Genomic DNA, 23,448 nt, shown 5'->3' with positions numbered 1-23,448 from the left:
CGCCGCGGAATTCGTTCCAACCGTTCGGGTCGCTGTGTCGTCTCAACAGCTTCGGAGTGCCCTGCACGTCTGGCACCGCACCGGTGGAGCACCGGCCCACCGCGATCCCCCTGTTGGAGACCACGTGAACCACCCCGCCAAGCCCTCACCGCGACACCGTCACGCGATGCGCGCCCGGACCCTCGCGGCCACCGCCGTCGTACTGGCGGCGACCGGCGGCACCGCCCATGCCGGTGCACCCTTGCGTCCCGCCCCGGCGGACGGTCGGGCCGCCGTGGAGACGGTCCGTTACCACCTCGGTGACTCGGCCTACGAACTCCCCGGCACCGGCGAGCCCGTCGAACTGGCCGCGACCGTGCACTATCCGAAGAACCTCGGCGGTACGCCGCACCCCGTGGTCGTCGCGCTGCACGGCTGGCACGAGACCTGCGCGGACGCGGACGCGGCGACCGCGCGCGACAAGGCCGAACGCGCCGCGGACTGGGACGCGTACAGCCGCGCCAACCAGCGCCTGTTCTCCTGGCCCTGCGCGGCCGGCGTGCGGCCGATCGACAACGACCGCGGCTACGACTACATGGGTGAGCGACTGGCCGCCGAGGGTTTCGTCTTCGTCTCCGTCCGTGCCAACGGCCTCAACGCGGCGTCGCTCAGCGGCGACGACAACGCCTCCGCGCGCGCCGACCTCATCAACAGGCACCTGGCCCTGTGGCAGCGGCTGAGCTCGACCGGCGCGGGCGCGCTCGCCGGGCGGTTCACCGACGCGGCCACCGGCAGGAGCGCCAAGGTCGACTTCGCCCATCACGTCGACATGGGAAGGGTGGGCACGCTGGGCCACTCGCGCGGTGGCGCCGGCGTGACGTGGCAGGCGGCCGACAGCCACCGGAGCCAGTGGCCGTCCGGGGTACGGGTGAAGGCGGTGCTGGCCCTGGCACCGGCGTACAACGTGATGACCGAGGACATGTCGGCGTACCGCGTCCACACCACTCCCCTCGCGGTGATGCGCGGAACGTGTGACGGCCAGGTCGGCCTGGAGTCGTTCGGCTTCGCCGCCGACGCGACGGCGGAAGGGAAGGCGGACACCTACGAGTTCGGCGTCCACGGCGGCAACCACAACTACTTCAACACCAAGTGGTCGCCCGGGAGCGGCGAGGTGGCGGCCGACGACGACGCCCATCCCGTCGATGGCCGGCCGGGCCGCTGCACGGACATCGGCGAGTCGGCCGTGGACGTCCAGCTCACCGAGAGCCGGCAGCGCCGCGCCGGTCTCGCCTACGTCGAGGCGTTCTTCCGCAGGTACCTGCTGGGCGAGTCCAGGTTCTCCGCGGTGCTGGAAGGCCGGGAACACCCCGTGGCGCACATCGCGGACGTCGACGTGAAGGCCACCGTCCGGACCTCTTGACGGGGGTGACCTGATCCGGTGGGACCGGGGATGTGGCACCAGACCTTCCCGCGCCCTTCACCGGCGCTCTGCCCGGCGGCAAGCTCCGAGGACCCGATGTGTGCCGATCGACGGCGGAGCGGCGACTCAACAGGGCGAAGGGTTGAAAATTCCTGGATCACGCAGCTCGTCGTGTGCTATCGTGATAAGCGTTGCAGATTTGGTTCCCAGAGACTTCGGGTGCTCTTCGACCTATGTCGACGAGCACTCTTTTTATTTTCGGGGCTTTCCGGGTAACTCCGGAAGAGTGATCATTTCGGCGACTCCGGGTCTGTAAAGTGCGGACTCCGGGCACCGCCCCAAAGGGAGATTCAATATGGCATCTGGCACCGTGAAGTGGTTCAACGCGGAAAAGGGTTTTGGCTTCATCGAGCAGGAGGGTGGCGGTCCTGACGTGTTCGCCCACTACTCGAACATCGCCACCTCCGGCTTCCGTGAGCTTCAGGAGGGCCAGAAGGTTACCTTCGACGTCACGCAGGGTCAGAAGGGCCCGCAGGCCGAGAACATCGTTCCTGCCTGACGCTGACGCGTAGTACATGGCTGGGGCCCGCGCTCTTGTGGTGCGGGCCCCAGCCGATTGCGTTTCCGCAGCAAAACCGGACAGGGCGCCCACAGTCGGCTGACCCTTTTCGCATATTTCCACACTCTTGTCACATTGAGTCGACTCGCGGACCGGCCTCTGCTCGGTTTCGTCTCGGCTCCTCTTTTCTTCGGCTCATTCTTGCGAATCCCGCCACAGCACGTCACCGTCGCGCGGAATTCCTCGATACGTGCCGCATCGAGGAAGGTTCCACTTGGAACGCAAGGCTCGCAAGAACAACGGCGCCTCCAGCACCCGTAACGACGGGTCGTCTGCCGGTGCCGCTGGGCGCAACCGCTTCCGCTCCCGTCAGACCGGCGGCGGAAACACCCCCAGCCGTACGGCCAAGGCCGGCCGGAGCCGGCACGGCGGTCGGGCCACCGCCGGGCCCGCCGGGGACTTCGCGCTGCCGACCACCATCACACCGGCGCTGCCCGCCGTCGAGCAGTTCGCCGAGCTGGACCTGCCGGAGCGGCTGCTGACCGCGCTCCGCGCCGAGAACGTCACGGTGCCGTTCCCGATCCAGGCAGCGACGCTGCCGAACTCGCTGGCCGGCCGGGATGTCCTGGGCCGGGGCCGTACGGGCTCCGGCAAGACGCTCGCCTTCGGTCTCGCCCTCCTGGCCCGTACGGCAGGACAGCACGCCGAGCCCCGCCAGCCGCTCGCCCTGGTCCTCGTACCGACCCGGGAGCTGGCACAGCAGGTCACCGACGCGCTCACCCCCTTCGCACGGACGCTGCGGATCCGGCTCGCCACGGTCGTCGGCGGTCTGTCGATCGGCCGCCAGGCCAGCGCGCTCCGCGGTGGCGCCGAAGTCGTCGTCGCCACGCCCGGCCGGCTCAAGGACCTCATCTCGCGTGGGGACTGCGACCTGCGCCAGGTGTCCATCACCGTCCTCGACGAGGCCGACCAGATGGCCGACATGGGGTTCATGCCCCAGGTGACGGCCCTGCTCGACCAGGTGCGCCCGGACGGTCAGCGGATGCTGTTCTCGGCCACCCTGGACCGCAACGTCGACCTGCTCGTGCGCCGCTACCTGAACGACCCGGTGGTCCACTCGGTCGACCCCGCCGCCGGCGCCGTCACCACGATGGAGCACCACGTCCTGCACGTGGACGACGACGACAAGCACGCCACGACCACCGAGATCGCCGCCCGCGAGGGACGCGTGATCATGTTCATCGACTCCAAGCACGGGGCGGACCGGCTGGCCAAGAAGCTGCTGGCCGTCGGGGTGCACGCCGCGGCCCTGCACGGCGGCAAGTCGCAGAACCAGCGCAACCGCACCCTCGCCCAGTTCAAGGAGGGTCAGGTGACGGCCCTGGTCGCCACCAATGTCGCGGCCCGCGGCATCCACGTCGACGACCTCGATCTCGTCGTCAACGTCGACCCGCCGGGCGACCACAAGGACTACCTGCACCGGGGCGGCCGTACGGCACGCGCCGGCGCGTGCGGCACCGTCGTCACCCTGGTCCTGCCCCATCAGCGCCGTGAGATGACCCGCCTGATGGCGGACGCGGGGATCACCGCGCACACCACCCGGGTCCGTCCGGGCGAGGCCGAACTGACGCGCATCACCGGCGCCCAGGCGCCCTCCGGTGTGCCCGTCACCGTCACGCCGCCGCCGGTCGTCGAGCGCCCCAAGCGCGCCCCGTCGTCCTCGTCCCGCGGACAGCGCAGCCGCGCCTCCCAGGCCCGTCGCCGTTCCTCGGCCAAGGGCGGCACCAGCCGCTGAACCGCCCGACCGGTCCGGCCCACGCATCACGCCGGATCGTTTCCGTCCCACGTCCCAGGTCCCAGGCCTTCACCGGCCTGGGCCTCCGGCCGCCTCACCAGGACCGGCGACGGTCAGGAGCCTCCCGGGCGAACTCGACCACGACCTTCCTGCGGCGGCAGGAGACGACCACCACAAACGGCCACAGGGACTGAATCGACGTCACCAGCCGTTCCGCCGCACCCGCGACGCCCTGAAGTTGCAGTTCCACCAGGAACCACAGCGCGCTGACTCCCATGACGGCGCACGCGCCGAGACACGGTCCGGGCCGCAGCCCCCAGGGGGCGGCGCTCTCGCGGCGGGCCGCCAGGACCGGCCACAACGCCATCAACGCGAACCCGACCACGGCGACCGCGCCGTGCTGAAGGGAACCACCGCTGCTGGGGGCCGGAAACACCGTCACCGCGAAGGCCGCCAGTCCCCCGCCGGCCAGCGCAAGGCGTCCGGGCGCCGCGGCGGCACGCAGACCCCAGGCCGTGACCAGGTGGCAGACGCCCAGCGCGAGCAGCGCCGTCGTCATCACCCAGAATCCCGCACCCCCGTAGGCCCCCAGGACGCTGATCGTCGTGGTGGCGGGGTCGTAGGTCGGCCCTTCGAGCACCGCGGCGATCGCCCAACCCGCGATCAGCACGAGCGGCGCGCAGGCCGACGAGAACACAGCCCATCCCGGCACGCTTCGCATCCGCACACCGTAAAACGCGAAACGGACAATCCGGCGTCACGACGCCGCCCGCCGGCGCGGACATCACCTCGGCGGGCGGCAATGGGTTTCGGGCGCCCCGTCCCGGACGGTCAGCCCAGGGCGGGCACCCGCTCCGCCTCCGGCGGCGGGCCCGGCGGGGTGCCGTCGCCGAACGGACGGCCGCCGAGTTCCTCGCGGCCGTGCGGGGTCAGCCAGCCGTCGAAGGCGGGGCCGACGGGGACGATCCCGGTCGGGTTGATGGTGCGGTGCACACCGTAGTAGTGCTGTTTGATCTGCTCGAAGTCGATCGTGTCGCCGAAGCCCGGCGTCTGGAACAGGTCCCTGGCGTACGCCCACAGCACGGGCATCTCGCTCAACTTCTGCCGGTTGCACTTGAAATGACCGTGGTACGCGGCGTCGAACCGGACGAGCGTCGGCCACAGCCGTACGTCCGCCTCGGTGAGGGTGTCGCCGACCAGGTAGCGGCGGCTGCCGAGCCGGTCCTCCAGCCAGTCGAGGCGCTCCCACAACTGCCGGTACGCGCGCTCGTATGCCTCCTGCGAGGTGGCGAACCCGCATTTGTAGACACCGTTGTTGAGGTCGTGGAAGACCTTGTCGGCGACGTCCTCGATCTCGTCGCGGAGCTTGTCCGGGTAGAGGTCGGGTGCGCCATCGCGCTGGAGGGCCGACCACTCACTGCCCAGGTCGAGGGTCATGGAACGGTAGTTGTTGGTGACGACCTGGCCGGTGGCGATCTCGACGATCGCCGGCACGGTGATGCCCCGCGGATAGTCGGGGTCGCGTCTGAAGAACGCCTCCTGGAGTCGCTCGATGCCCAGGACCGGGTCCTTGCCTCCCGGATCCAGGTGGAAGGACCAGCTGCGTTCGTCGTGCAGCGGTCCGGCGATCCCCATCGACAGCACGTCCTCGAGGCCCATCAGGCGGCGTACGATCGCCGCCCGGTTCGCCCAGGGGCAGGCCCGCGCGATGATCAGCCTGTACCGCCCGGCCTCGACCGGATAGCCGTCGCGGCCGTCGGCCGTGATCCGCGTCGAGATGTAGTTCTGGTCCCGCTTGTACTCCCCGTCAGCGCCCATGGTCCGAGCCTAGGGGGTGGGTGCCGAATCTTCGAGGAGCCCTTGTTGCCGCCGGCATCGCGGGAGACGCGGCACGAGGCGCTACGGTGCGGGCAGCAGCGCCAGTGCCGTGTCGGCGATCGCGCGCAGCGCCTCGGGGCTGGATCCGCCCTTGCCCAGTGCCTCGACGCCCCGCAGCACGGCGAGGACCACGCCCGCGAGTTGGGCGGGGTCCGTGTCCTTCTTGAGGTCGCCCGCGCGCTGTGCTCCCGCGATGCAGGCGGCCAGCAGTTCGTGGATGGCCGAGAACGTCTTGCGGGCCGTCTCCACGACGGCCGGATCCTGCGCCGACAGTTCGGCGGTGCCCTTGGCGAGGAGACAGCCTCGGTGGCATACGTCGGCCGCGGTGGAGTCCGCGACGGTCAGGACGTGCGCGCGCAGCCGTTCCAGGGCGGTGTCGTCCGGGCCTTCGAGCTGGTCGCGCACGGCCACGACCAGGCCGGCGCAGTAGTCGTCGAAGGTGCGCAGGAAGAGCTGGTGCTTGTCGCCGAAGGCGCCGTAGAGGCTGCCCTTGCCCAGGCCCGTGGCCGCGGCGATGTCGTCCACCCGCGTCGCCGCGTAGCCGGTCGACCAGAACTGGTCCCTCGCGGTGCGCAGCACTTTGTGTTCGTCGAAGTTCCGGGGTCGTGCCATGGCTCCAGAGTACTGGTTCTTGACTGTCTGGTCCAGAACGGCGTACGTTCTGGACCAGACAGTCAAGAACTACGGAAGGACAGACGCCATGCGTCCCATGGACGGAAAGACGGCGCTGGTCACAGGCGCCTCCAGCGGAATCGGCCGGGCGATCGCCCAGCGCTTCGCCGACGACGGCGCCCGCGTCTACGTGACCGGCCGACGCAAGGACGAACTGGCGGCCGCGGCCGCCGACATCGGCCCCGGCGCGGTCGCCGTACCGGCCGACGTCTCACGGATCGGCGACGTCGACCACGTCATGGACGTCGTCCGCGAAGACGGACGGCGGCTCGACATCGTCGTCGCCAACGCGGGCCTGGGTGACGGGGAGCGGCTCCAGGACGTCACGGAGGAGCAGTTCGACCATGTCTTCGGTGTGAACACCAAGGGCAGCCTGCTGACCGTACAGAAGGCACTGCCCCTGCTCGCCGACCCGGCGTCGGTGATCCTGCTCGGCTCCACGACCATCCACGTGGGCAACGACAGGATGGGCGTGTACGCCGCGTCGAAGGCGGCGGTACGGAGCCTGGGGCGGACCTGGGCCGCCGAGCTGGCGCCGCGCGGAGTGCGGGTCAACGTCATCACGCCGGGTCCCATCGCGACCCCCGCCATCGAGAACCTGGCGGCCCTGTTCGGCCAGAGCACCGAGGACTTCCACAAGGTGCTCGCCGCGCCGCTGCCGTTGCGGCGGATGGGCCGGCCCGAGGAGGTCGCCGCACTGGCCGCGTTCCTCGCCGGGCCGGAGAGTTCGTTCATCACCGGTGCCGAGCACTTCGTCGACGGGGGTCAGGTACAGGTCTGACGCCGTCGCCGGTCGAAGGGCGCACGGGCGCACGGGCGGGACCCTACGGGGTCGACGGGCGCAGTGCCTCGCGCAGGGTCAGACCGTGGCCGTGCAGGCGGCGGATCTCCCAGACGGACATCGCGGTGATGACGGCGGGTGCTCCGACGATGAAGACCACTCTGGCGATCAGGGGGACCTGGGGGTAGGCGCCGGTGATCAGGTCGATCAGGGCCATCTCCCAGGAAAGGACGAGGGCGAGGCACGGCGGCACCAGTTCGTGGATGTCGGCGGTGCGCAGGACATGGACGAGGGACAGACCGATCCCGTAGAGGGCGAACCCGAGCGACCACAGGCACAGCACACCGAGGACGACCTTGCCGGGGATGCCGATGAAGTCCCGGAATCCCTGGGTCACCGGGTCCTGTGCCACGGCGAGCGGGAACATGGCCATGGACGCCATCAGGGCGACGATCGCGCCCAGGGAGCGCAGGGAGCGGCGCAGGTACAGACGCTTCAGGGGGCCGCGGGCGGCGACCACAAAGGCGCCGACCACCACGGGGAACGTGCACATCAGGACCAGGACGCTGATCCAGCTCTGGTTGAACCGGTCGGAGATGGCCGCCTCGGCGTCCCCGGCGTCACTGACCAGGCCGTAGGTGATCGTGAACCACAGCCAGGCGGCGATGCCGAGCAGGGTCCGCCAGAGCTGGAGGCGGCCGACCCGGGGGTCCACGAGGCGGTCCGGGCGTGACGGGCGGAAGACCTGCTGGGAGGCGTAGAACGGATTGCGCACACAGCGCAGGATCCGCTGGCGTCGTGTGGGTTCGGGCCTGGGCGGCATGCCGGGCGGACCATAGGGCGGCATGCCGGGCGGCCAGGTGCCGCCGTACGGGTTCGGATGGTAGGGGCCGTAGCCCGGTGTCGGCGGTGCGGGCGGATACGGGCCGGCCTGGGGTGGGACGGGCTGCGGAGGGTACGGATAGGGGCCCGTCGGCGCCGGTCCGATCGGCCTTCCGTCCGGACCGAACTGCGAGCTTCCGCCACCTTGTCCGCCGTACGAGCCCACGGCATACCCCCGTTGTTTCCGACCAGTTGAGCGCGGCGGAGCATACCCGAATCGGGCGCCGGACATACAGCGCGCTTCAGGTCGTCCGCGGGACGCCTCCGGGCGGCCGGCGGCGGAAGGAGCGTCAGCGCTTCGCGGAACGGCCGGCGGCGGAGGAGCGTCAGCGCCTCGCGTGGCGGATCTTCAGCCGGCCGAATCCCATGGCGCCCGAGATACGGATCGTCGGACCGCCGGGGTGCGGGTCCCGCGGCGCCTTGTAGCGGAGGTCCTTCCACCCGGTGTTCAGACCTTCCACGTCGACGACCGCGTCCCGGGGCACGGTGATCCTGGCCCCGCCGGTGCCGAGTTGCAGCTCGATGTCGACGACCGGGTGCGCGATGACCGCGCGGGACAGATCCAGGTGCACCCTGCCGTACGCCGACTCGACCTTGAGGGTCCTCGGCACACGCCACGCGCCGCGCCGCAGGATGCGTCCACCGGCCGCGCCGATCGTCGACGGGACGTCGGGGGCGACCGCCGGCAGCGAGTCCAGCGCGGACACCAGGTCACTGCGTGACGTGGCCGTGAGCACCTGGCCGAGACGCGCGTCCATCTCCTCGTGCGAGATGTGCTCGTCGGCGTACGCGTCCTGCAAGCGCCGTACGGCCGTCTCGCGGTCGTCCTCACTGAGGGACGGCGACGGCGGATCTTCCTGCGATGGGGTCACCGTTTCACTGTAGTGCGGCCGTTCCGTCGGTCGCTCAGGAAACCGGCTTGACGTCTCCCGCGAAGACGATGATCTGGTCGATGAGGCTGCGCCTCAGGTGCACCACGTCCGTGCCGGTCAGCCTGGGTCCGTCGTGCGGGGTGGTGAACACCCAGCGGTACCGGGCCCATTCGTCAGGCATGTCGACGCCGGAGGAGCGGACCATCGTGCCGACTCCCGCCGGGTGGCGCCGGATGTCCAGCACAAAGCGTTCGACTGCCTCGATCCCCTCGCTCCGTCCGAGTGGCCCCCAGAGGACCACGTCCGTCGTCAGGGCCTGGGACAGCAGTGAGGTCACATAGCTGTCGTCCGAGGCGTTGAACGCGGAGATGAACGTGTCGATCGCGGACTGCGCGGTCTCTTCCTGCATGCACCAGTAATACCAGTTCGCGGTGTGCGGGACGGTGTTGCCCCACGTCACGGCTCAGCACGGTGTTCACCCACGCCGGACCGGGGAGCCGGGCCGCCCTGGACGTACATCCGGACACAATTCCGGTCACCCGCCGGGCAAGGTCCTCACCTCGCACGATCGGGAGCAGACTGTTCGGCACGGTCCGCACCGCGCAGCCGGTGTGCTTCCGGGCCAACGAGCCCTGTTCCTCGCCCCCTTGTCGCGAAAGGAACCGCCGATGATGTCTTCCCGCCGCGTGACCCGCACCTCCGTGGCGCTCTGCGCCGCACTGTTCTCCGTCGCCCTGCTCTCCGGCGCCGCGGTGGGGCCGGCTCCTGCGGCCCCCACCGCGTATGTCGAGCCGGCCGAGTGTTCCTACACCGGGCCGCACGACACCACGGCCGTACGTCATCTCCAGTGCCTGCTGCGGCTGCACGGACACAACGTCCCGGTGGACGGGGTCATGGGCGTCTCGACCCGGCGGGCGCTGCTCGGGTTCCAGCAGTCACGGGGCCTTCCGGCGGACGGTGTGCTCAGTCCCCGCACCTGGCAGGAACTGCACCTCTTCGACACCGCCGGGCTCACGGGCGGCGAGGCGTTCACCCACCGGCACTGACCCGGCAGGTCCACGCTCCATGGGCCATGGTCTGGTCCATGGTCCCGTCATTGCCTTCGCCACACCCGTCACACCCGTCTCATCGTGCCGCTCGGCGGCTCCGGCGACCGCAATGTTCGAGCCACCCTGGCCGCCGAAGTAACCGCGTTCAACGCTGGTCCGGACCGGTTTCGGGGCCGTTCGCACACAGCGCACGCACGGCGCACGCACAACGCCCGGCCGAGGTGGGCCCCGGCCGGGCGTCTGCGCAACCTGTTCGTGAGCCTCCGGGCTCGTTGTTCAGGACGAGTAGATGGCCTCGATCTCGTCCGCGTAGTCCTTCAGCACCACACTTCGCTTGAGCTTCAGCGACGGGGTGAGGTGACCGGACGACTCCGTGAACTGGATGTCCAGGATGCGGAACTTCCGTACGGACTCGGCCTTGGACACCGCGGCGTTGCCGTCGTCGATGGCGCGCTGGATCTCCGCCAACAGCTCCGGGTCCTCGCGGAGTTGTGACACCGAGGCGTCCTCCGGCTTGCCGTGCTGTGCGGCCCAGCGCGGCAGGAACTCGGCATCCAGCGTGACCAGGGCCCCGACGAAGGGCTTGCCGTCGCCGACCACCATGCACTCGCCGACCAGGGCGTGCGCCCGGATACGGTCCTCTATCACCGCCGGGGCCACGTTCTTGCCGCCCGCGGTGACCAGGATCTCCTTCTTGCGGCCGGTGATGCGCAGATAGCCCTCGTCGTCCAGGCTGCCCAGGTCGCCGGTGTGGAACCAGCCGTCGATCAGCGCCTCTGCGGTCGCCTTCTCGTTGTTCCAGTAGCCCTGGAAGATGTGCTCGCCGCTGAGCAGGATCTCGTCGTCGTCCGCGATCCGTACCCCGCTGCACGGCAGTGGCAGACCGACCGTGCCGATCTTCTGGCGGTCCCAGGGGTTGAGCGTGGTCGCGGCACAGGACTCGGCGAGGCCGTAGCCCTCCAGGACGGTGAGGCCGAGGCCGCGGTAGAAGTGGCCGAGGCGTTCACCGAGGGCCGCGCCGCCGGAGATGGCGTGTGTGGTGCGGCCGCCGAGGACCGCGCGCAGCTTGCTGAGGACCAGCCGGTCGAGGACCGTGTGCTTGAGCTTCAGGCCGAAGCCGGGGCCCTTCGGGGTCTCCAGCGCGCGGCTGTAGGCGATCGCCGTGTCGGTGGCGAGTTCGAAGATCTTCTCCTTGCCGCCCGCACGGGCCTGGGCGCGCGCCGAGTTGTAGACCTTCTCGAAGACCCGGGGGACGCCGAGCAGGAACGTGGGTCGGAACTGGCCCAGTTCCTCGGTGACGTTCTTGACGTCACTGACGTGTCCCAGCTTCACCGGCGCCACCATGGCGCCGACCTCGACCACGCGGGCCAGGACGTGCGCGAGCGGCAGGAAGAGCAGGATGGAGGAGTCCTCGCGGAAGAGGGGGGTGTTGCGGGCGATGATGTTGCCGCACTCCGCGAGGAAGTTCCGGTGGGTGAGGGAACACCCCTTCGGCCTGCCGGTGGTACCGGAGGTGTAGTTGATGGTCGCCAGGGAGTCGGGGCCGGCGGACTTGGCCGCCTCGTCGACCTGAGCGTCCGTCACATCGGCGCCGGCGGTGTTGAGTTCGTCGATGCCGCCCGCGTCGATCTGCCAGATGTGCTTGAGCAGGGGAAGGCGCGGCCGGACCTGCTCCACCAGTGCCTGGTGGTCGGCGCTCTCGACGATGGCCGCCACCGAGCCGGAGTCGCTTATGTTCCACTCGATCTGTTCGGCGGAGGACGTCTCGTACACCGGTACGGAGACCGCGCCGGCGACCCAGATCGCGAAGTCCAGCAGGGTCCATTCGTAGCGGGTGCGCGACATCAGGGCGATCCGGTCGCCCGGTTGGACACCGGAGGCGATCAGGCCCTTGGCCACGCCGCGGACCTCGGCGAGGAAGGTGGTGGTGGTGACGTCCTGCCACTGCCCGGCGACCTTGCGGGCCAACACGGCGCGGTCGGGGTACAGGGCGGCATTGCGGATGACGATGTCCGCCAGGTTGCCGTCCGGGGGTACGTCGTATAAAGCCGGAACGCTGAACTCGCGCAAGGCGGCTCCTCCTTGTGGACGCGGCTGCGGAGGCACGCGGCACAGCGGGGGACAGTGCTGACGGGCTGGAGGCTACCAGCTGGTAGGGACCAGGTATAGCCACTGCCACCGGCGAGTTCCTGCGTTCCCAATCACACCGTTCAACGGGCAACTTGGCGATTTCCTGGGTTGATCGAGCGGGCGCGTTTCGTTTGTTATGAAGGGGCAAGCCCCCGTACCGCGGTGTCAGCCGAAATCCCTTTTCCCGCTCTGCCCACTCGACCGGGCGCTGCCATGACGTACAGGTGGCCGTCCTGACAAGAGCAGTAGAGCTCCACCCCATACGTCACATGTGATGTTGGCGCAGAACCGCCGTTCCGTTCCGGGTCTGCCCGCAACCCGACGCACGATGCGCAACTTGGACACCGCCCCTTTGACGGTCTGACGGACTCGATCTTCATCCGCGTCCGGAAGATGCCCCCACCGCCTCAAGCGAACGTGTCACCGAGGAGCACAGCATTCCCATGCACCGAGACGAACGCAGTACAGCGACAGCGAGCCGGCACCGTCATCCCCTCGCCGCACTCAGGGCGAAGGCCGGTTACACCCACGGCGAGTACGCGCGCCTCATCGCGGCGACGCACGCCGAATTAGGTTTCGGCCACATGGCGGCGCGGCGGGAGAAGGTCTCCCGCTGGGAGGCCGGCCGGGCCATTCCGGAGCGGACCGCGCAGCTCGCGATCGCGCACATCCACGCCGTCCCGAAAGAGGACGTCGACCGGCTGGTCTGGCCGGACTGGCTCCACCTCGCGCACGGTGACGCGCGCCAGCTGGAGATCCCGTGGACGACCGCGTCCGTACCGGAGGCCATCCTCGACGCCGTCACCACGCGGAAACAGACCCAGCAGGGGTACCTGCTGGCGACGGGCTGGGCGGCCAAGTCGCTGGCGGAGAACTGGCTGGACGCCATGACCGAGGCTCTGGCCAAGGCGCCGAGCCAGCTGGTGCCCGCGACGCCGGTGTGGCTGTGGGAGCGCAGCACCGACATCAAACTGGGTTCGGTGCTGCACGCCTGTACCCGGCTGCGCACCCTCCAGTTGTTCGCCGGCTGGTTCACCGCCGGCTGGCTGGTGCCGGCCAGCGAGCAGGAACTGCGGCATCTGGCCGACCACTTCGCCGCGGAGCCGAGCCTGCTCGACAACAGCGGGCAGGCGCTGCTGACGCTGGCCGCGGAGGGCCTGGCCCTGTGCGGGTTCATCGCGCGGTTGCAGGGCGAGCACGTCAGCGCGCAGCGGTACTACGTGGCCGGACTGCGTTGTGCCACGGCGGCCGGGGACGCGGAGATCGCCGCCGCGCTGATGACGCTGCACGCCGCCCAGTACCTGGACCTCAACCTGCACGAGGACGCCACCGAACTCCTCACGTCCGCGCGGACGTTACTGCGCCGCTCGCACATCAGGGTGAAGGATCCGGCGCTGCCGGCCCTCATGCACGCGCAGATCGCACGTGTACACGCCCAGCGCGGGGACGACCTGGGCCGGCGCAGAGCGCTGCTCGCGGGGCGTCAGGCGCTGGCCAGCGCTCCGCACGAGCACCCCATGATGATCCTGCCGGTGCGCTGCGACCGCTGGCTTCAGCTGATGGACGGGGTGTCACTCCTTGAACTGAACCAGCCGGACCGGGCGATCAAGTGTTTCGATCCGGTGCTGTCGGACCAGGTGCCGCAGTTGAAGCTGCCTCCTTCGGTGCGCTCCCTGTATCTGCTGCGCGCCGCGGAGGCACAGGTGGCGCTCGGGGACATGGCCGGCGGGGCGGAGTCCGTGGCTCAGGCGACCAACCTCCTCGGGGGCATCAGGTCTGCGGCTTCCGAACGGGTGCGTCTCGCCCTGCGCGCGTACTCGCACCTGCCCGAGGTGAGGATGCTCCTGTCGTCCGACTGAGGGGACACGATCCGGCCGGGCCCGCGGGCCCGGCGGTACCGGGGCGGTGCACACGGCCGCCCGTCACCGACGCGTTCGGTGACGGGCGGCCGTGTGCGTTATCGGCATTCGCCCCTCCGTAGTGGAACAAGGTCGTGCCACATCGTCAATGTGCCTCGGGTGTGCCCCGTGGACGTGCCCCGCCCCGAGGCACATCCGAGGCACATCACGATCCGTAGAAATTCACCCGGCCCTGCGATGAGACTTTCATTGTCCGAACGGTGGTGAGTCGCGAATGCAACCCGTTCCCGATTCACCGGCGTGAGGAAGGGCGCATTCCGATGCTGGGGCGCATCGGACGGCGCGAACGTGAAATTTTCATGACCATCAGGCTGGAGATTTACGCATGAGTCGATCTGTCGTGGTAACCGGCGGAAATCGCGGAATCGGCCTTGCCGTGGCTCGGCGACTCAGTGCCGACGGTGACCGGGTCGCGGTGACCTACCGCTCGGGCGAGCCGCCGAGCGGCCTGCTGGCCGTGCAGTGCGACGTCCTGGACACCACCGCCGTGGACGAGGCGTTCGCGAAGGTCGAGGCGGAGCAGGGGCCGGTGGAGGTGCTGGTGGCGAACGCCGGCATCACCCGGGACACGCTGCTGCTGCGGATGTCCGAGCAGGACTTCACCTCGGTGATCGACACCAATCTCACAGGTACGTACCGGGTGGTGAAGCGCGCGACCAAGCATCTGATGCGGGCGCGGGCGGGCCGCGTGGTGATCATCTCGTCGACGGCGGCGCTCAGCGGGGTCGCCGGTCAGGTCAACTACGCGGCCTCGAAGGCGGGTCTGATCGGAATGGCCCGTTCGATGGCCCGCGAGTTCGCGCCCCGCGGGGTGCTGGTCAACGTGGTGGCGCCCGGGCTGACCGACACGGCGATGAGCACCGCCCTTTCGGACGCGCAGCGCGAGGGCATCGTCGGCCAGATTCCGCTGCGCCGAATGGCGACCCCGGAGGAAGTGGCCGCCACCGTGCGCTTCCTGACCTCCGAGGAAGCCTCCTACATCACCGGCGCCGTCATCCCGGTCGACGGCGGTATGGGAATGGGGCATTGACATGACCTCGCCGTACCGACCGGCCGGAATGCGCCATGAACGACTTCGGTGCACACGACGGGATCACCTCGACCGAATTCCCCCTCTTGACGCGAGGAATCGTGCGTACGCACCCGCCCGATTCCAGCCGCTCGCACTTCTCCGACCCACTCGGCCGACCTCGATGAAATCACCGGGAGGCTTCAGGTGAACAGTCACAACGGAACGGGCCGCACCGGCAGGACGGTGGCCGTGACCGGTATGGCGGTGACCACCGGATTCGGCCAGGGCGTCGACGCACTGCGCGACGGGATCTGGTCGGGTGAGCCGGCGTTCGTCCCGGTGACCCGGTTCGACACCAGCAGGTACCGGGTCGGCGTGGCCGCCCAGGCGGATGCCGGGCTCGACCTCGACACCGAGCTGCTGGCGCTGACCGAGGAGGCGTGCAAGCAGGCGGGGCTCTCGCAGAGCGAGCGCGCGGACGCGCCCCTGGTGATGGCCCGGCACGCGGATCCCGCGGTGTCCCGGCTGCCGCGCGAGGAGCAGGAGTCCAAGCCCATCAGCGAGACCGCCCGTTGGCTCTCGGACGAGCTGGGCCTCGGTGGTGCCGGCCGTACCTACATCAACGCCTGTGTCGCCGCCAGTACCGCCATCGCCGAGGCCGCCGCGCTGATCTCCTCGGGCCGCAACGACCGCGTCGTCGTCGCCGCCGGACATCTCGTCGACGCCGAGTCCTTCACCACCTTCAACGCGGGCAAGGCCCTGGCGCCCGACGGACGGCTCCGGCCGTTCAGTTCAGGGCGCAAGGGGCTGCTGCTGGGCGACGGGGCGGGCGCGGTGGTGCTGGAGGCCGCCGACAGCCGTACCGGAATGCGCCCGCTGGCCCATGTCTCCGGCTGGGGCATGGCGGGCGACGCCCACCACGTGTGCCAGCCGCATCCGCAGGGCCTGGGCATGGCCCGCGCGATCACCCGCGCCCTGGACCGGGCCGGCCTCGCCCCGGGCGACCTCGACTACGTCAACGCGCACGGCACCGGCACCCCGTTCAACGACTCCGCGGAGACCGCGGCCCTGCACCGGGCGCTCGGGGAGCACGCCGAGAGCATTCCCGTCAGCTCCACCAAGTCGATGCACGGACACGCCCTCCAGGCCGCCGGTCTCGTGGAGTTCGTGATCTGCCTGCTCGCCCTGGAGCTGGGGAGCGCGCCGATCAACTCCGGTTATCTCGGGCCCGACCCGGACTGCCGGCTCGACCTCGTCCTCGACTCCCCGCGTGAGATGGCGGCACGGCATGTGCTCAGCCTCAACGCCGCGTTCGGTGGAGCCAACTCCGCGCTGGTGGTGAGTGCCGCATGACAACCGCTGCGAATACCACAACGTCCCCCGACGCCCGGCCGCTGACCGTGCTGGCCCGCACCGCCTGGTCCGCCGACACCGACGAACGGCCCCCGAACCTGCCCGGGTTCACCGCCTCGCCGTTCGCCCCGATCATCGCCCATGTCGCCGACGTGTGCCTGAGGGAGCGTCACCAGGAGCCGCCCGTACCGGCGGAGCGCGCCGACTCGATCGCGATGGTCCTGGTGTCCCAGCTGGGCGACATGGCCACCGAGGCCGCGGTCGTCGGGTCGGTCGACACCGGCTCCAAGGCCTCGCCGCTGCTGTTCTACCAATCGGTGCCCAGCGCCGTGCTCGGGTTCGTGTCGGCACGCTGGGGGCTCGGCGGGCCGGTCATCTGCATCAGCCCGGCCGGCGACCCGCTCACCGAGGCCATGGACCTGGCGGAACTGCTCATCGAGGACGGCAGCGCCGGCGACGTCCTGCTGGTCCTTGTGGAACTCTCCGCACGCGAGGGGCAGCCCGACCACGCCGAGGCGCTGCTGGTCTCCGCCGGGGAGACGGCATGACCGAGACCGCGCGGGATCTCCCGCCCGACCAGGAGATCGCCCTGCTGCGGCAGGGGTGGTGGCTGCACGACGCCCGCTGGTACCAGGCGGTGAAGAACCGCTTCGGACAGGAGGCGGCCAACGAACTCAACGCCGAGGTCATGCAGTTCGTGGCGCGCCGGGTCGCGACCATCTACTCCCGGCGGCACCCCACCGGCGACGAGGCCAGTACGAAGGACGTGGCCGAGACGCTGGAGACGCTGGCCCGGCTGATGTTCACCCGGGCGATGGTGCGGCTGGACTCCGCCGAGTTCGACGGCGACAACACCTGGGAGACCGTGGTCAGCGAGCACTTCGCGCTGCGCATGCTCAAGGCCAGCCGCTCGCTGGAGGGCTACCAGTGCCCGTGCATGGAGCTGCGCGCCGGCTGGTTCGAGGGCATCGGCGTGCGCGCGTCGGACGAGGTCGTCGAGTGCATGCGCGAAGGGGCGTCCGTCTGCCGCTTCCGCGCCTGCCTGAAGTAGGGGGCATCCGATGCGACTGGTCGTGGCCATCACCGGAGCCACCGGCGCCGTACTGGGAGTACGTCTGCTCCAGGAACTCCAGCTCCACCAGGACGTGGAGACCCACCTGGTCATCAGCCGCTGGGCACGCTCGACGCTGAACGTGGAGACCGGACTGAGCCCGCGCGCGGTGTCCGACCTGGCGGACTACACGTACTCCCCCGACGACCAGGGCGCCGCGATCTCGTCCGGTTCCTTCCCCGTGGACGGCATGATCGTGATGCCGTGCAGCATGAAGACCCTGGCGGCGATCCGGACCGGGTACGCCGACGGTCTGATCGCACGGGCCGCGGACGTGACGCTCAAGGAGCGGCGGCGGCTGGTGCTGGCGCCGCGGGAGACCCCGCTCAACGAGATCCACCTCGACAACATGCTGACCCTGTCCCGGATGGGCGCGGTGGTGCTGCCGCCGATGCTGACCTTCTACAACCGGCCGTCCACCGTCGAGGACCTCGCCGACCACATCGTGACCCGGGTGCTCGACCAGTTCGCCATCTCGTCGAGCCGTGCCCGCCGCTGGCAGGGGCTGCCGGACGCGCACACGGCACCGGCGCCCGTCGGGCTCGACCGCAGCTCCCTGACCGCGACCGACCGGGAGGACCGTGCGCATGCGCCACTTCACCGACTTGCGTGACTACATCGACGCGCTGGACGCGCTCGGCGACCTGAAGACCGTCGACCGGGCGGTGAGCGCGGACCTGGAGGCGGCGGCGATCACCCGGCGCTCGTACGAGATCCGCTCCCCCGCGCCGCTGTTCACGAACGTGGCGGAGGACCGGATCGGGATGCGGATGTTCGGGGCGCCGGCGGGTGTCAGCTCCCGGCCCGACATGCGCCTCGCCCGGCTCGCGATGTCGGTGGGGCTGCCGCCCGATACCGGTGCGGCCCAGCTGGTCGACCACCTGGTCCGCACCCGGGACGCCGAGCCCGTGCCACCGCGGACGGTGTCCGGCGAGGGCGCGCCCTGCAAGGAGAACGTGCTGCTCGGGGAGGACGCGACGCTGGACCGGTTCGCCGTTCCGCGCATCCACGAGAAGGACGGCGGCAGTTACCTCAACACCTGGGGTGTCATCGTCGTCAAGACACCCGACGGCGCGTGGACCAACTGGTCCATCTCACGGATCATGATGCTCGACGGCAAGCGGATGACCGGCCTGGTGGTGCCGCCGCAGCACCTCGGCCTGGTCTGGCAGGCCTGGGCCGAGCGGGGCGAGCCGATGCCGTACGCGCTGGTCCAGGGCGGCGCTCCGGCGATCCCCTTCGTGGCCGGGATCCCGCTGCCGCGCGGTGTGGACGAGTCCGGGTACATCGGTGCCCTGCACGGCGAGCCGGTGGACGTGGTCCGCTGCGAGACCGTCGACCTGGAGGTGCCGGCGAGCGCCGAGGTGGTCATCGAGGGCCATATGTCGGTGGGCCGCGACAGCCTCGAAGGGCCGTTCGGCGAGTACGCCGGATACGCCTCCACGCAGTCGTCGATGCAGCCGATCTACACCGTCGAGGCGATCACCCACCGCAACGACCCGATCTGGCCGATCGTCCCGGAGGGCCGGCCGGCGGACGAGTACCACACCGTCACCGGGACCGGGCGCGCCGCGAACGTCCTGCACGCCCTGCGGCGGGCGCAGTTGCCGGTGACCACCGTGTGGATGCCGTTCCCCGCCGCCATGCACTGGACGGTGGTGACGGTCCCGGACACCTGGCGGCAGTCCCTGCCGGGCGTGGACTCCGGGGAGTTCGTACGGCGGATCGGCGAGGTCATCCACAACAGCGGCGGGCCCAGCGCGATGATGCCGGTCACCTTTGTGCTCGACGACGACATCGACCCGGCCGACGAGGCCGACCTGTTCTGGGCGCTGGCCACCCGGCTGCACCCCAGGGACCGGCGGTTCTCCTGGGACGGTGTGGTGCTGCCGTTCATGGCCTGCTTCTCCGAGGACGAGCGCAAGGCGATGCGCGGTCCGAGCGTCGTCCACGACGGGCTGCTGCCGGCGTGGGGCGAGGGACGGCTGCACCACAGCTCGTTCGACCAGGCCTACCCCGCCGACATCCGCCGCAGGGTCCTGGAGCACTGGGACGACTGAGCGCCGGCGGACCACCGCGCCGACCGCCTCCCGACCGACCGCCGCTGCACCGACCGCCTTCCCGTCCGACCGCCACCGCCCCGACGGCCCCTTCCCGACCGCCACCCGATGGAGCGACAGCGACATGCCGTTGAACCCGAGCTGCGTGGGCAAGATGTATCCCCCCGCGCGTCCCTATCCCGTGGAAGCGGAGACGATCCGACGCTTCGCCGAGGCGGTGGGCGACCCCGCCGCCCTCTACACCGACCCGGAGGCGGCCCGCGCTCTGGGCCACTCCGCCGTCCCGGCCCCGCCGACGTTCCCGTTCATCGTGGCCATGCGGGCGATGGGCGAGGTGTTCAGCTACGACGACATCGGCTTCGACCCGACCTATCTGATCCACGGCGACCAGCGCTTCGAGTACGCCCGGCCGGTCCTGGTGGGCGACCGGCTGGTGACCACCCTGGAGATCACCGGGGCGAAGAACCTGCGCGGCAAGGACGTACTGAACCTCCGCGCCGACGTCGGGGACAGCGGCGGTGACCACGTCGTCACCCTGCACATGACCTTTGTCTCCCTGAGCGCGGTGGACGGCGGTGGCGCGCGATGACGAACGGCGCGGACAACGGGGTGACCGGTAGGGACGTGGAGGCCGGTACGGACGTGGAGGCCGGTACGGACGTGGAGGTCGGTGCCGAACTGCCCGTCAGGACGGTCACGGTGACCCGCGGTGACCTGGTGCGGTACGCGGGGGCCTCCGAGGACTTCAACCCCGTGCACTGGAATCCGCGGGTGGCGCACGAGGCCGGGCTGCCCGACGTGATCGCCCACGGCATGTTCACGATGGCGATCGCCGCCCGCACGGTGACCGACTGGGCGGGCGGCCCGGGCGCGGTCGTCGAGTACCGCACCCGCTTCAGCCGGCCGGTGGTCGTCCCCGACGGCGACCGGGGCACCTCGGTCGAGGTACAGGGCCGGGTGGCCGCGCGCCTGGACGACCACCGGGTGCGGATCGACCTCACCGTGACCAGCGGTGGAACCAAGGTGCTCAGCGAGGCCCGCGCCGTCGTACGTCTCGCCCCCCGCTAGCCCGGAGGAAACCCGACCCTCCCCAGACGGAAGAAACGGACGGATGAACACCTCACCGGTCTTTCTCACCGCGCCCCGCTACGTCCTGGGCGAGATCGAGGAACCGTACACGGCGATCCAGGACCTGGAGGCCCGCGCGGCGCACTTCGCCATCCCCGTGGCGCCCAGGACCTGGGGCTGGGGCAGCTACTTCCGCACCGAGCGCACCCATGTGGAGCTGGCGGTCGCCGGCGGCAACGCCACGCTCGACGCGTCGGGGGTGGCGCGGGAGTCGGTGGACGGGCTGGTCGTCTGTACGAGTTCGTTCCCGCGGCACGTCGACGACCACGCCGGGTTCCTCGGGGCGGTGCTGGGCGGGCTGGGGCTGACCGATGTGGCGTTCGCCTGCGGGGTGACGCTCAACCGGTGCAACAACCTGCTCGCGGGCCTGCATGTGGCCCGCTCCCTGGTGAGCTCCGGAAGCCACCGGCGGATCCTCGTGGTGACGGCGGACCGGATCCTCGACGAGTCCATCCGGCTGGAGAAGTTCGCGCTGTTCAGTGACGGCGCCGCGAGCTGTCTGGTGAGCGAGGACGAACAGGGTCCGGACAGCTTCGAGTTGATCGCCTCCGCCACGGCGCAGGACGCCGCCGTGCTGGGGGTGCGGGACCAGATCGACTCCCGGCTCTCGATCGCCGTCAACGAGCAGCTGGAGCGGGCCACCGGCATCCCCCGCGAGAAGATCACCGCGCTTCTGCCGGCCAATCTGGTGCGGCCGCTCGTGACGCTGAAGGAGCGTCAGGCGGGCTTCACCGCGGCGCAGGTGCGCATGGGCAACGTCGAGCGGCTCGGTCACTGCTTCGCCGCCGACCCGCTGATCAACCTCGTCGATCTGCTGGCCTCCGGAGAGGGGGAGATCGATGCGCTCTACCTGCTGGCCTCCAGCGTGCCCGGTGCGCGGCACGGCGTACTGCTCCGGAAGGTCTCGTGAGACCGCTCGAGACGTCGAGGGAGACGGATCGGATGAACACACGCCCCGCAGTCACGGCGGTGACGACATGACCGCCATCGCACCCGTCCCGCATCTGCAACTGTCCGGAGATCCCTATCAATTGGGGCAGCAGCACGGCGCCGCCCGCGCTGCCCGGCTGCGCGCCTTCCTGGACGACGGGCTGGCCCGGCTGAACCATCTCCTGGACACCCCCGTGTCGCTGGACTCGCTCGAACCAATCCTGATGGCGTTCCGGTCGGAGATCGAGGCCGGTGTGCCCGCGCTGGCGGAGGAGATCCGGGGCCTCGCCGACGGGGCGGGCATCACCCAGGACGAGGCCCTGCTGCTCCAGGTGCGCAGGGAGATCCTCGGCTACCGCAGCACCCGGCGCCGCCCCGAGGGCGACTGCACCACCTATGCGCGGGTCGCCGCCGGCGACCACACCACCCTGGCGCAGACGGTCGACCTCAACGGCGACCTCGACGACCAGACGGGCTTTCTGTCGATCCGCCGGGACGGTTCGCCGCGTGACGTGCTGATGCTGAGCTTCGGCGGACTGCTCGGCTACCTGGGTATGAACAGCGACGGGCTCGCCGTCGGCATCAACCTGGTGCTCGGCGGGCGGTGGCGGCCGGGGATCCCGCCGTATCTGGCGGTGCGGCACGTCCTGGACAGCGCCGGTTCGGTGGACGAGGCGCTGGGCGTCCTCGAAGGGCTGCGGTTCGCCAGTTCCCGGTCGCTGATGCTGTGCGACGAACGGGGCGCCGCCTACGTGGAGTTCATGGACGGCCGGATGCGGGTCGTCAGGGACTCGACGCTGGTCCACACGAACCACTTCCTGCACCCGGAGTTCGTCCCCTTCGACGAGCTGAACGTGTTCGCGAAGAACGGTTCGCTGCGCCGGCTGGACGCATGCGCCGTACGGCTCAAGGCCCTGCCCGACGACGCCTCCGCCGCGGACCATCTCGGGCTGCTGACGACCCCGCCGATCTTCGTGCCGGACAACGGGGACATCCGCCGTGAGCGCACCGTCGCCGTGGTGGCGATGCGTCCGGCACTGGGCGAGGTGCGGCTGCTGGGGTCCCGGCCGTGCGGCGAACCGCAGGTCTTCACCACCAGGTCGGCGAACCGGGCGGCGGGCGGATGAGGGCCGGGGCGGAGGGCTGGCTGATCGCCGTCGGCGACACGGCGGACGGGGTGTGGGACGACGCGCGCTGCCGCGCCGACCTCTCCGCCATGGAGATACGGCGGGCCGAGCGGTTCGTGCGCGCGTCCGCGGCCGTCACCTACGTCCGGGTCCGCTCCGCGATCCGCACGGTGCTGGGCCAGGCGCTGGGCGAGGCGCCCGCGCGGGTACGGATAGGCGTGGCGCCGGGCGGCGGGCCCGTCCTGCCGGACCATCCGGACCGGTCCGTCAGCTGGTCGACGTCGGCCGGGGTGCTGCTGGTCGCACTGTGCCGGGGTGCGCGGATCGGTGTCGACGTGGAGGCGGTCCGGCCCGTCGAGTCGCCCGCCAAGGTGCTGCGGACCTTCTATCCGAAGGCGCACGCGCTGGGCGACTTCCGTGAACCCGAGACGTTCTTCTCCGCCTGGACGCTGCTCGAAGCGGCCGTCAAGGCGACCGGACGTGGTCTCGCCCGCGGGGCGCGCGAGGTCCAGCTGTACCGGCCGGTCGGCTCCGACCGCTGTGCCCTGGCGGGGATCCGGGACGCGGGCGGGGTGGCGTGGTCCGGTCGTACGGACCGGTTCGCCGTGCCCGGGTCGGCGGCCGAGGTGATGACGGCGATGGTGACGGAGGGCCTGGGCCTTCCGGTACGGCTGCACACGTGGGGGGTGCCGGACGCCGTACGGCGGCGGGACGCGTCCGCCGCGAGCCGTCTGCCGCACCCCGTGTCCGGGACGGGGGCCGCCCAGTGAGCATCCGTACGGAAGGAGTGG

The 23,448-nt window shown here is 70.4% G+C and carries 24 protein-coding genes; 17 read left to right on the top strand and 7 right to left on the bottom strand.

Annotated elements, in window-relative coordinates:
• Nucleotides 1-166: 166 nt before the first annotated feature.
• From ACIQAC_RS31145 to ACIQAC_RS31135, 3 genes are all read left to right on the top strand, one after another.
• Nucleotides 167-1,399: an alpha/beta hydrolase gene (locus tag ACIQAC_RS31145; protein ID WP_402196855.1), complete on the top strand. Its 1,233-nt coding sequence runs from the start codon at nucleotides 167-169 to the stop codon at nucleotides 1,397-1,399.
• A 355-nt stretch (nucleotides 1,400-1,754) separates the two neighbouring features.
• Nucleotides 1,755-1,958, top strand: a complete 204-nt coding sequence (locus ACIQAC_RS31140; protein ID WP_010032345.1) for a cold-shock protein — start codon at nucleotides 1,755-1,757, stop codon at nucleotides 1,956-1,958.
• Nucleotides 1,959-2,232: 274 nt separating this feature from the next.
• Nucleotides 2,233-3,753: a DEAD/DEAH box helicase gene (locus ACIQAC_RS31135; protein WP_402196853.1), complete on the top strand. Its 1,521-nt coding sequence runs from the start codon at nucleotides 2,233-2,235 to the stop codon at nucleotides 3,751-3,753.
• 94 nt (nucleotides 3,754-3,847) lie between these two features.
• Here ACIQAC_RS31135 and ACIQAC_RS31130 read toward each other — a convergent pair whose 3' ends face one another.
• The 3 genes from ACIQAC_RS31130 to ACIQAC_RS31120 form a co-directional block, all read right to left on the bottom strand.
• Nucleotides 3,848-4,474 carry a DUF998 domain-containing protein gene (locus ACIQAC_RS31130; RefSeq protein WP_402196851.1) on the bottom strand — a complete coding sequence of 209 codons (627 nt, stop codon included), beginning with the start codon at nucleotides 4,472-4,474 and terminating at the stop codon, nucleotides 3,848-3,850.
• Nucleotides 4,475-4,584: 110 nt separating this feature from the next.
• A complete protein-coding gene (locus tag ACIQAC_RS31125) occupies nucleotides 4,585-5,571 on the bottom strand; it encodes a glutathione S-transferase family protein (protein ID WP_402196849.1) in 987 nt (328 codons plus the stop codon).
• Nucleotides 5,572-5,652: 81 nt separating this feature from the next.
• Nucleotides 5,653-6,243 (bottom strand): TetR/AcrR family transcriptional regulator, encoded by a 591-nt coding sequence (locus ACIQAC_RS31120; protein WP_402196848.1) that lies wholly within the window; start codon nucleotides 6,241-6,243, stop codon nucleotides 5,653-5,655.
• 88 nt (nucleotides 6,244-6,331) lie between these two features.
• On the opposite strand from ACIQAC_RS31120, the gene ACIQAC_RS31115 reads away from it, so the two are divergent.
• Nucleotides 6,332-7,084 (top strand): SDR family NAD(P)-dependent oxidoreductase, encoded by a 753-nt coding sequence (locus ACIQAC_RS31115; RefSeq protein WP_402196847.1) that lies wholly within the window; start codon nucleotides 6,332-6,334, stop codon nucleotides 7,082-7,084.
• 43 nt (nucleotides 7,085-7,127) lie between these two features.
• Here the strand turns inward: ACIQAC_RS31115 and ACIQAC_RS31110 are convergent, their stop codons facing one another.
• From ACIQAC_RS31110 to ACIQAC_RS31100, 3 genes are all read right to left on the bottom strand, one after another.
• On the bottom strand, nucleotides 7,128-7,907 hold the full coding sequence (locus ACIQAC_RS31110) for a hypothetical protein (protein WP_402196845.1): 780 nt from the start codon (nucleotides 7,905-7,907) through the stop codon (nucleotides 7,128-7,130).
• 385 nt (nucleotides 7,908-8,292) lie between these two features.
• Nucleotides 8,293-8,838, bottom strand: a complete 546-nt coding sequence (locus ACIQAC_RS31105) for a DUF1707 domain-containing protein (protein ID WP_402196842.1) — start codon at nucleotides 8,836-8,838, stop codon at nucleotides 8,293-8,295.
• A 34-nt stretch (nucleotides 8,839-8,872) separates the two neighbouring features.
• Nucleotides 8,873-9,247, bottom strand: a complete 375-nt coding sequence (locus tag ACIQAC_RS31100; RefSeq protein ID WP_402196840.1) for a nuclear transport factor 2 family protein — start codon at nucleotides 9,245-9,247, stop codon at nucleotides 8,873-8,875.
• A gap of 259 nt (nucleotides 9,248-9,506) precedes the next feature.
• Here ACIQAC_RS31100 and ACIQAC_RS31095 point away from each other — a divergent pair, with 259 nt between their 5' ends.
• Nucleotides 9,507-9,884, top strand: coding sequence for a peptidoglycan-binding protein (locus tag ACIQAC_RS31095; protein ID WP_402196837.1), 378 nt, complete (start codon nucleotides 9,507-9,509; stop codon nucleotides 9,882-9,884).
• 279 nt (nucleotides 9,885-10,163) lie between these two features.
• On the opposite strand, the gene ACIQAC_RS31090 is transcribed toward ACIQAC_RS31095, so the two are convergent.
• Nucleotides 10,164-11,957: an AMP-dependent synthetase/ligase gene (locus ACIQAC_RS31090; RefSeq protein WP_402196834.1), complete on the bottom strand. Its 1,794-nt coding sequence runs from the start codon at nucleotides 11,955-11,957 to the stop codon at nucleotides 10,164-10,166.
• A gap of 503 nt (nucleotides 11,958-12,460) precedes the next feature.
• Here ACIQAC_RS31090 and ACIQAC_RS31085 point away from each other — a divergent pair.
• The 12 genes from ACIQAC_RS31085 to ACIQAC_RS31030 all read left to right on the top strand — a co-directional run bounded on the left by ACIQAC_RS31085 (nucleotide 12,461) and on the right by ACIQAC_RS31030 (nucleotide 23,427).
• Nucleotides 12,461-13,876, top strand: a complete 1,416-nt coding sequence (locus ACIQAC_RS31085; RefSeq protein WP_402196832.1) for a transcriptional regulator — start codon at nucleotides 12,461-12,463, stop codon at nucleotides 13,874-13,876.
• 385 nt (nucleotides 13,877-14,261) lie between these two features.
• Nucleotides 14,262-14,966, top strand: a complete 705-nt coding sequence (locus ACIQAC_RS31080; RefSeq protein WP_402196830.1) for a beta-ketoacyl-ACP reductase — start codon at nucleotides 14,262-14,264, stop codon at nucleotides 14,964-14,966.
• A 240-nt stretch (nucleotides 14,967-15,206) separates the two neighbouring features.
• Nucleotides 15,207-16,301: a beta-ketoacyl-[acyl-carrier-protein] synthase family protein gene (locus ACIQAC_RS31075; RefSeq protein ID WP_402197125.1), complete on the top strand. Its 1,095-nt coding sequence runs from the start codon at nucleotides 15,207-15,209 to the stop codon at nucleotides 16,299-16,301.
• The gene (locus ACIQAC_RS31070) at nucleotides 16,298-16,849 is read left to right on the top strand and encodes a beta-ketoacyl synthase chain length factor (RefSeq protein ID WP_402196827.1); all 552 of its coding nucleotides are present in this window, start codon (nucleotides 16,298-16,300) and stop codon (nucleotides 16,847-16,849) included. The genes ACIQAC_RS31075 and ACIQAC_RS31070 overlap by 4 nt, the downstream gene beginning before the upstream one ends.
• On the top strand, nucleotides 16,846-17,352 hold the full coding sequence (locus ACIQAC_RS31065) for a hypothetical protein (protein ID WP_402196825.1): 507 nt from the start codon (nucleotides 16,846-16,848) through the stop codon (nucleotides 17,350-17,352). The genes ACIQAC_RS31070 and ACIQAC_RS31065 overlap by 4 nt, the downstream gene beginning before the upstream one ends.
• A 10-nt stretch (nucleotides 17,353-17,362) precedes the next feature.
• The gene (locus tag ACIQAC_RS31060; protein WP_402196822.1) at nucleotides 17,363-18,025 is read left to right on the top strand and encodes a UbiX family flavin prenyltransferase; all 663 of its coding nucleotides are present in this window, start codon (nucleotides 17,363-17,365) and stop codon (nucleotides 18,023-18,025) included.
• Entirely contained in the window at nucleotides 18,000-19,472 is a 1,473-nt protein-coding gene (locus ACIQAC_RS31055; protein ID WP_402196820.1) for a UbiD family decarboxylase, read from the top strand. The genes ACIQAC_RS31060 and ACIQAC_RS31055 overlap by 26 nt, the downstream gene beginning before the upstream one ends.
• Nucleotides 19,473-19,596: 124 nt before the next feature.
• A complete protein-coding gene (locus ACIQAC_RS31050) occupies nucleotides 19,597-20,061 on the top strand; it encodes a MaoC family dehydratase N-terminal domain-containing protein (RefSeq protein WP_402196818.1) in 465 nt (154 codons plus the stop codon).
• Nucleotides 20,058-20,540 (top strand): MaoC family dehydratase, encoded by a 483-nt coding sequence (locus ACIQAC_RS31045; RefSeq protein ID WP_402196815.1) that lies wholly within the window; start codon nucleotides 20,058-20,060, stop codon nucleotides 20,538-20,540. The genes ACIQAC_RS31050 and ACIQAC_RS31045 overlap by 4 nt, the downstream gene beginning before the upstream one ends.
• 43 nt (nucleotides 20,541-20,583) lie before the next feature.
• A complete protein-coding gene (locus ACIQAC_RS31040; protein WP_402196814.1) occupies nucleotides 20,584-21,510 on the top strand; it encodes a 3-oxoacyl-ACP synthase in 927 nt (308 codons plus the stop codon).
• Nucleotides 21,511-21,577: 67 nt separating this feature from the next.
• Complete coding sequence (locus tag ACIQAC_RS31035) at nucleotides 21,578-22,657, top strand: C45 family autoproteolytic acyltransferase/hydolase (protein WP_402196811.1); 1,080 nt, start codon at nucleotides 21,578-21,580, stop codon at nucleotides 22,655-22,657.
• Complete coding sequence (locus tag ACIQAC_RS31030) at nucleotides 22,654-23,427, top strand: 4'-phosphopantetheinyl transferase family protein (protein WP_402196809.1); 774 nt, start codon at nucleotides 22,654-22,656, stop codon at nucleotides 23,425-23,427. The genes ACIQAC_RS31035 and ACIQAC_RS31030 overlap by 4 nt, the downstream gene beginning before the upstream one ends.
• Nucleotides 23,428-23,448: the final 21 nt, after the last annotated feature.

It is taken from the genome of Streptomyces sp. NPDC088387, from assembly GCF_044753385.1.
Classification (GTDB): domain Bacteria; phylum Actinomycetota; class Actinomycetes; order Streptomycetales; family Streptomycetaceae; genus Streptomyces.
The sequence above is the reverse complement of the archived record's forward strand: the minus strand, read 5'-3'. Positions and strand labels throughout refer to the sequence as shown.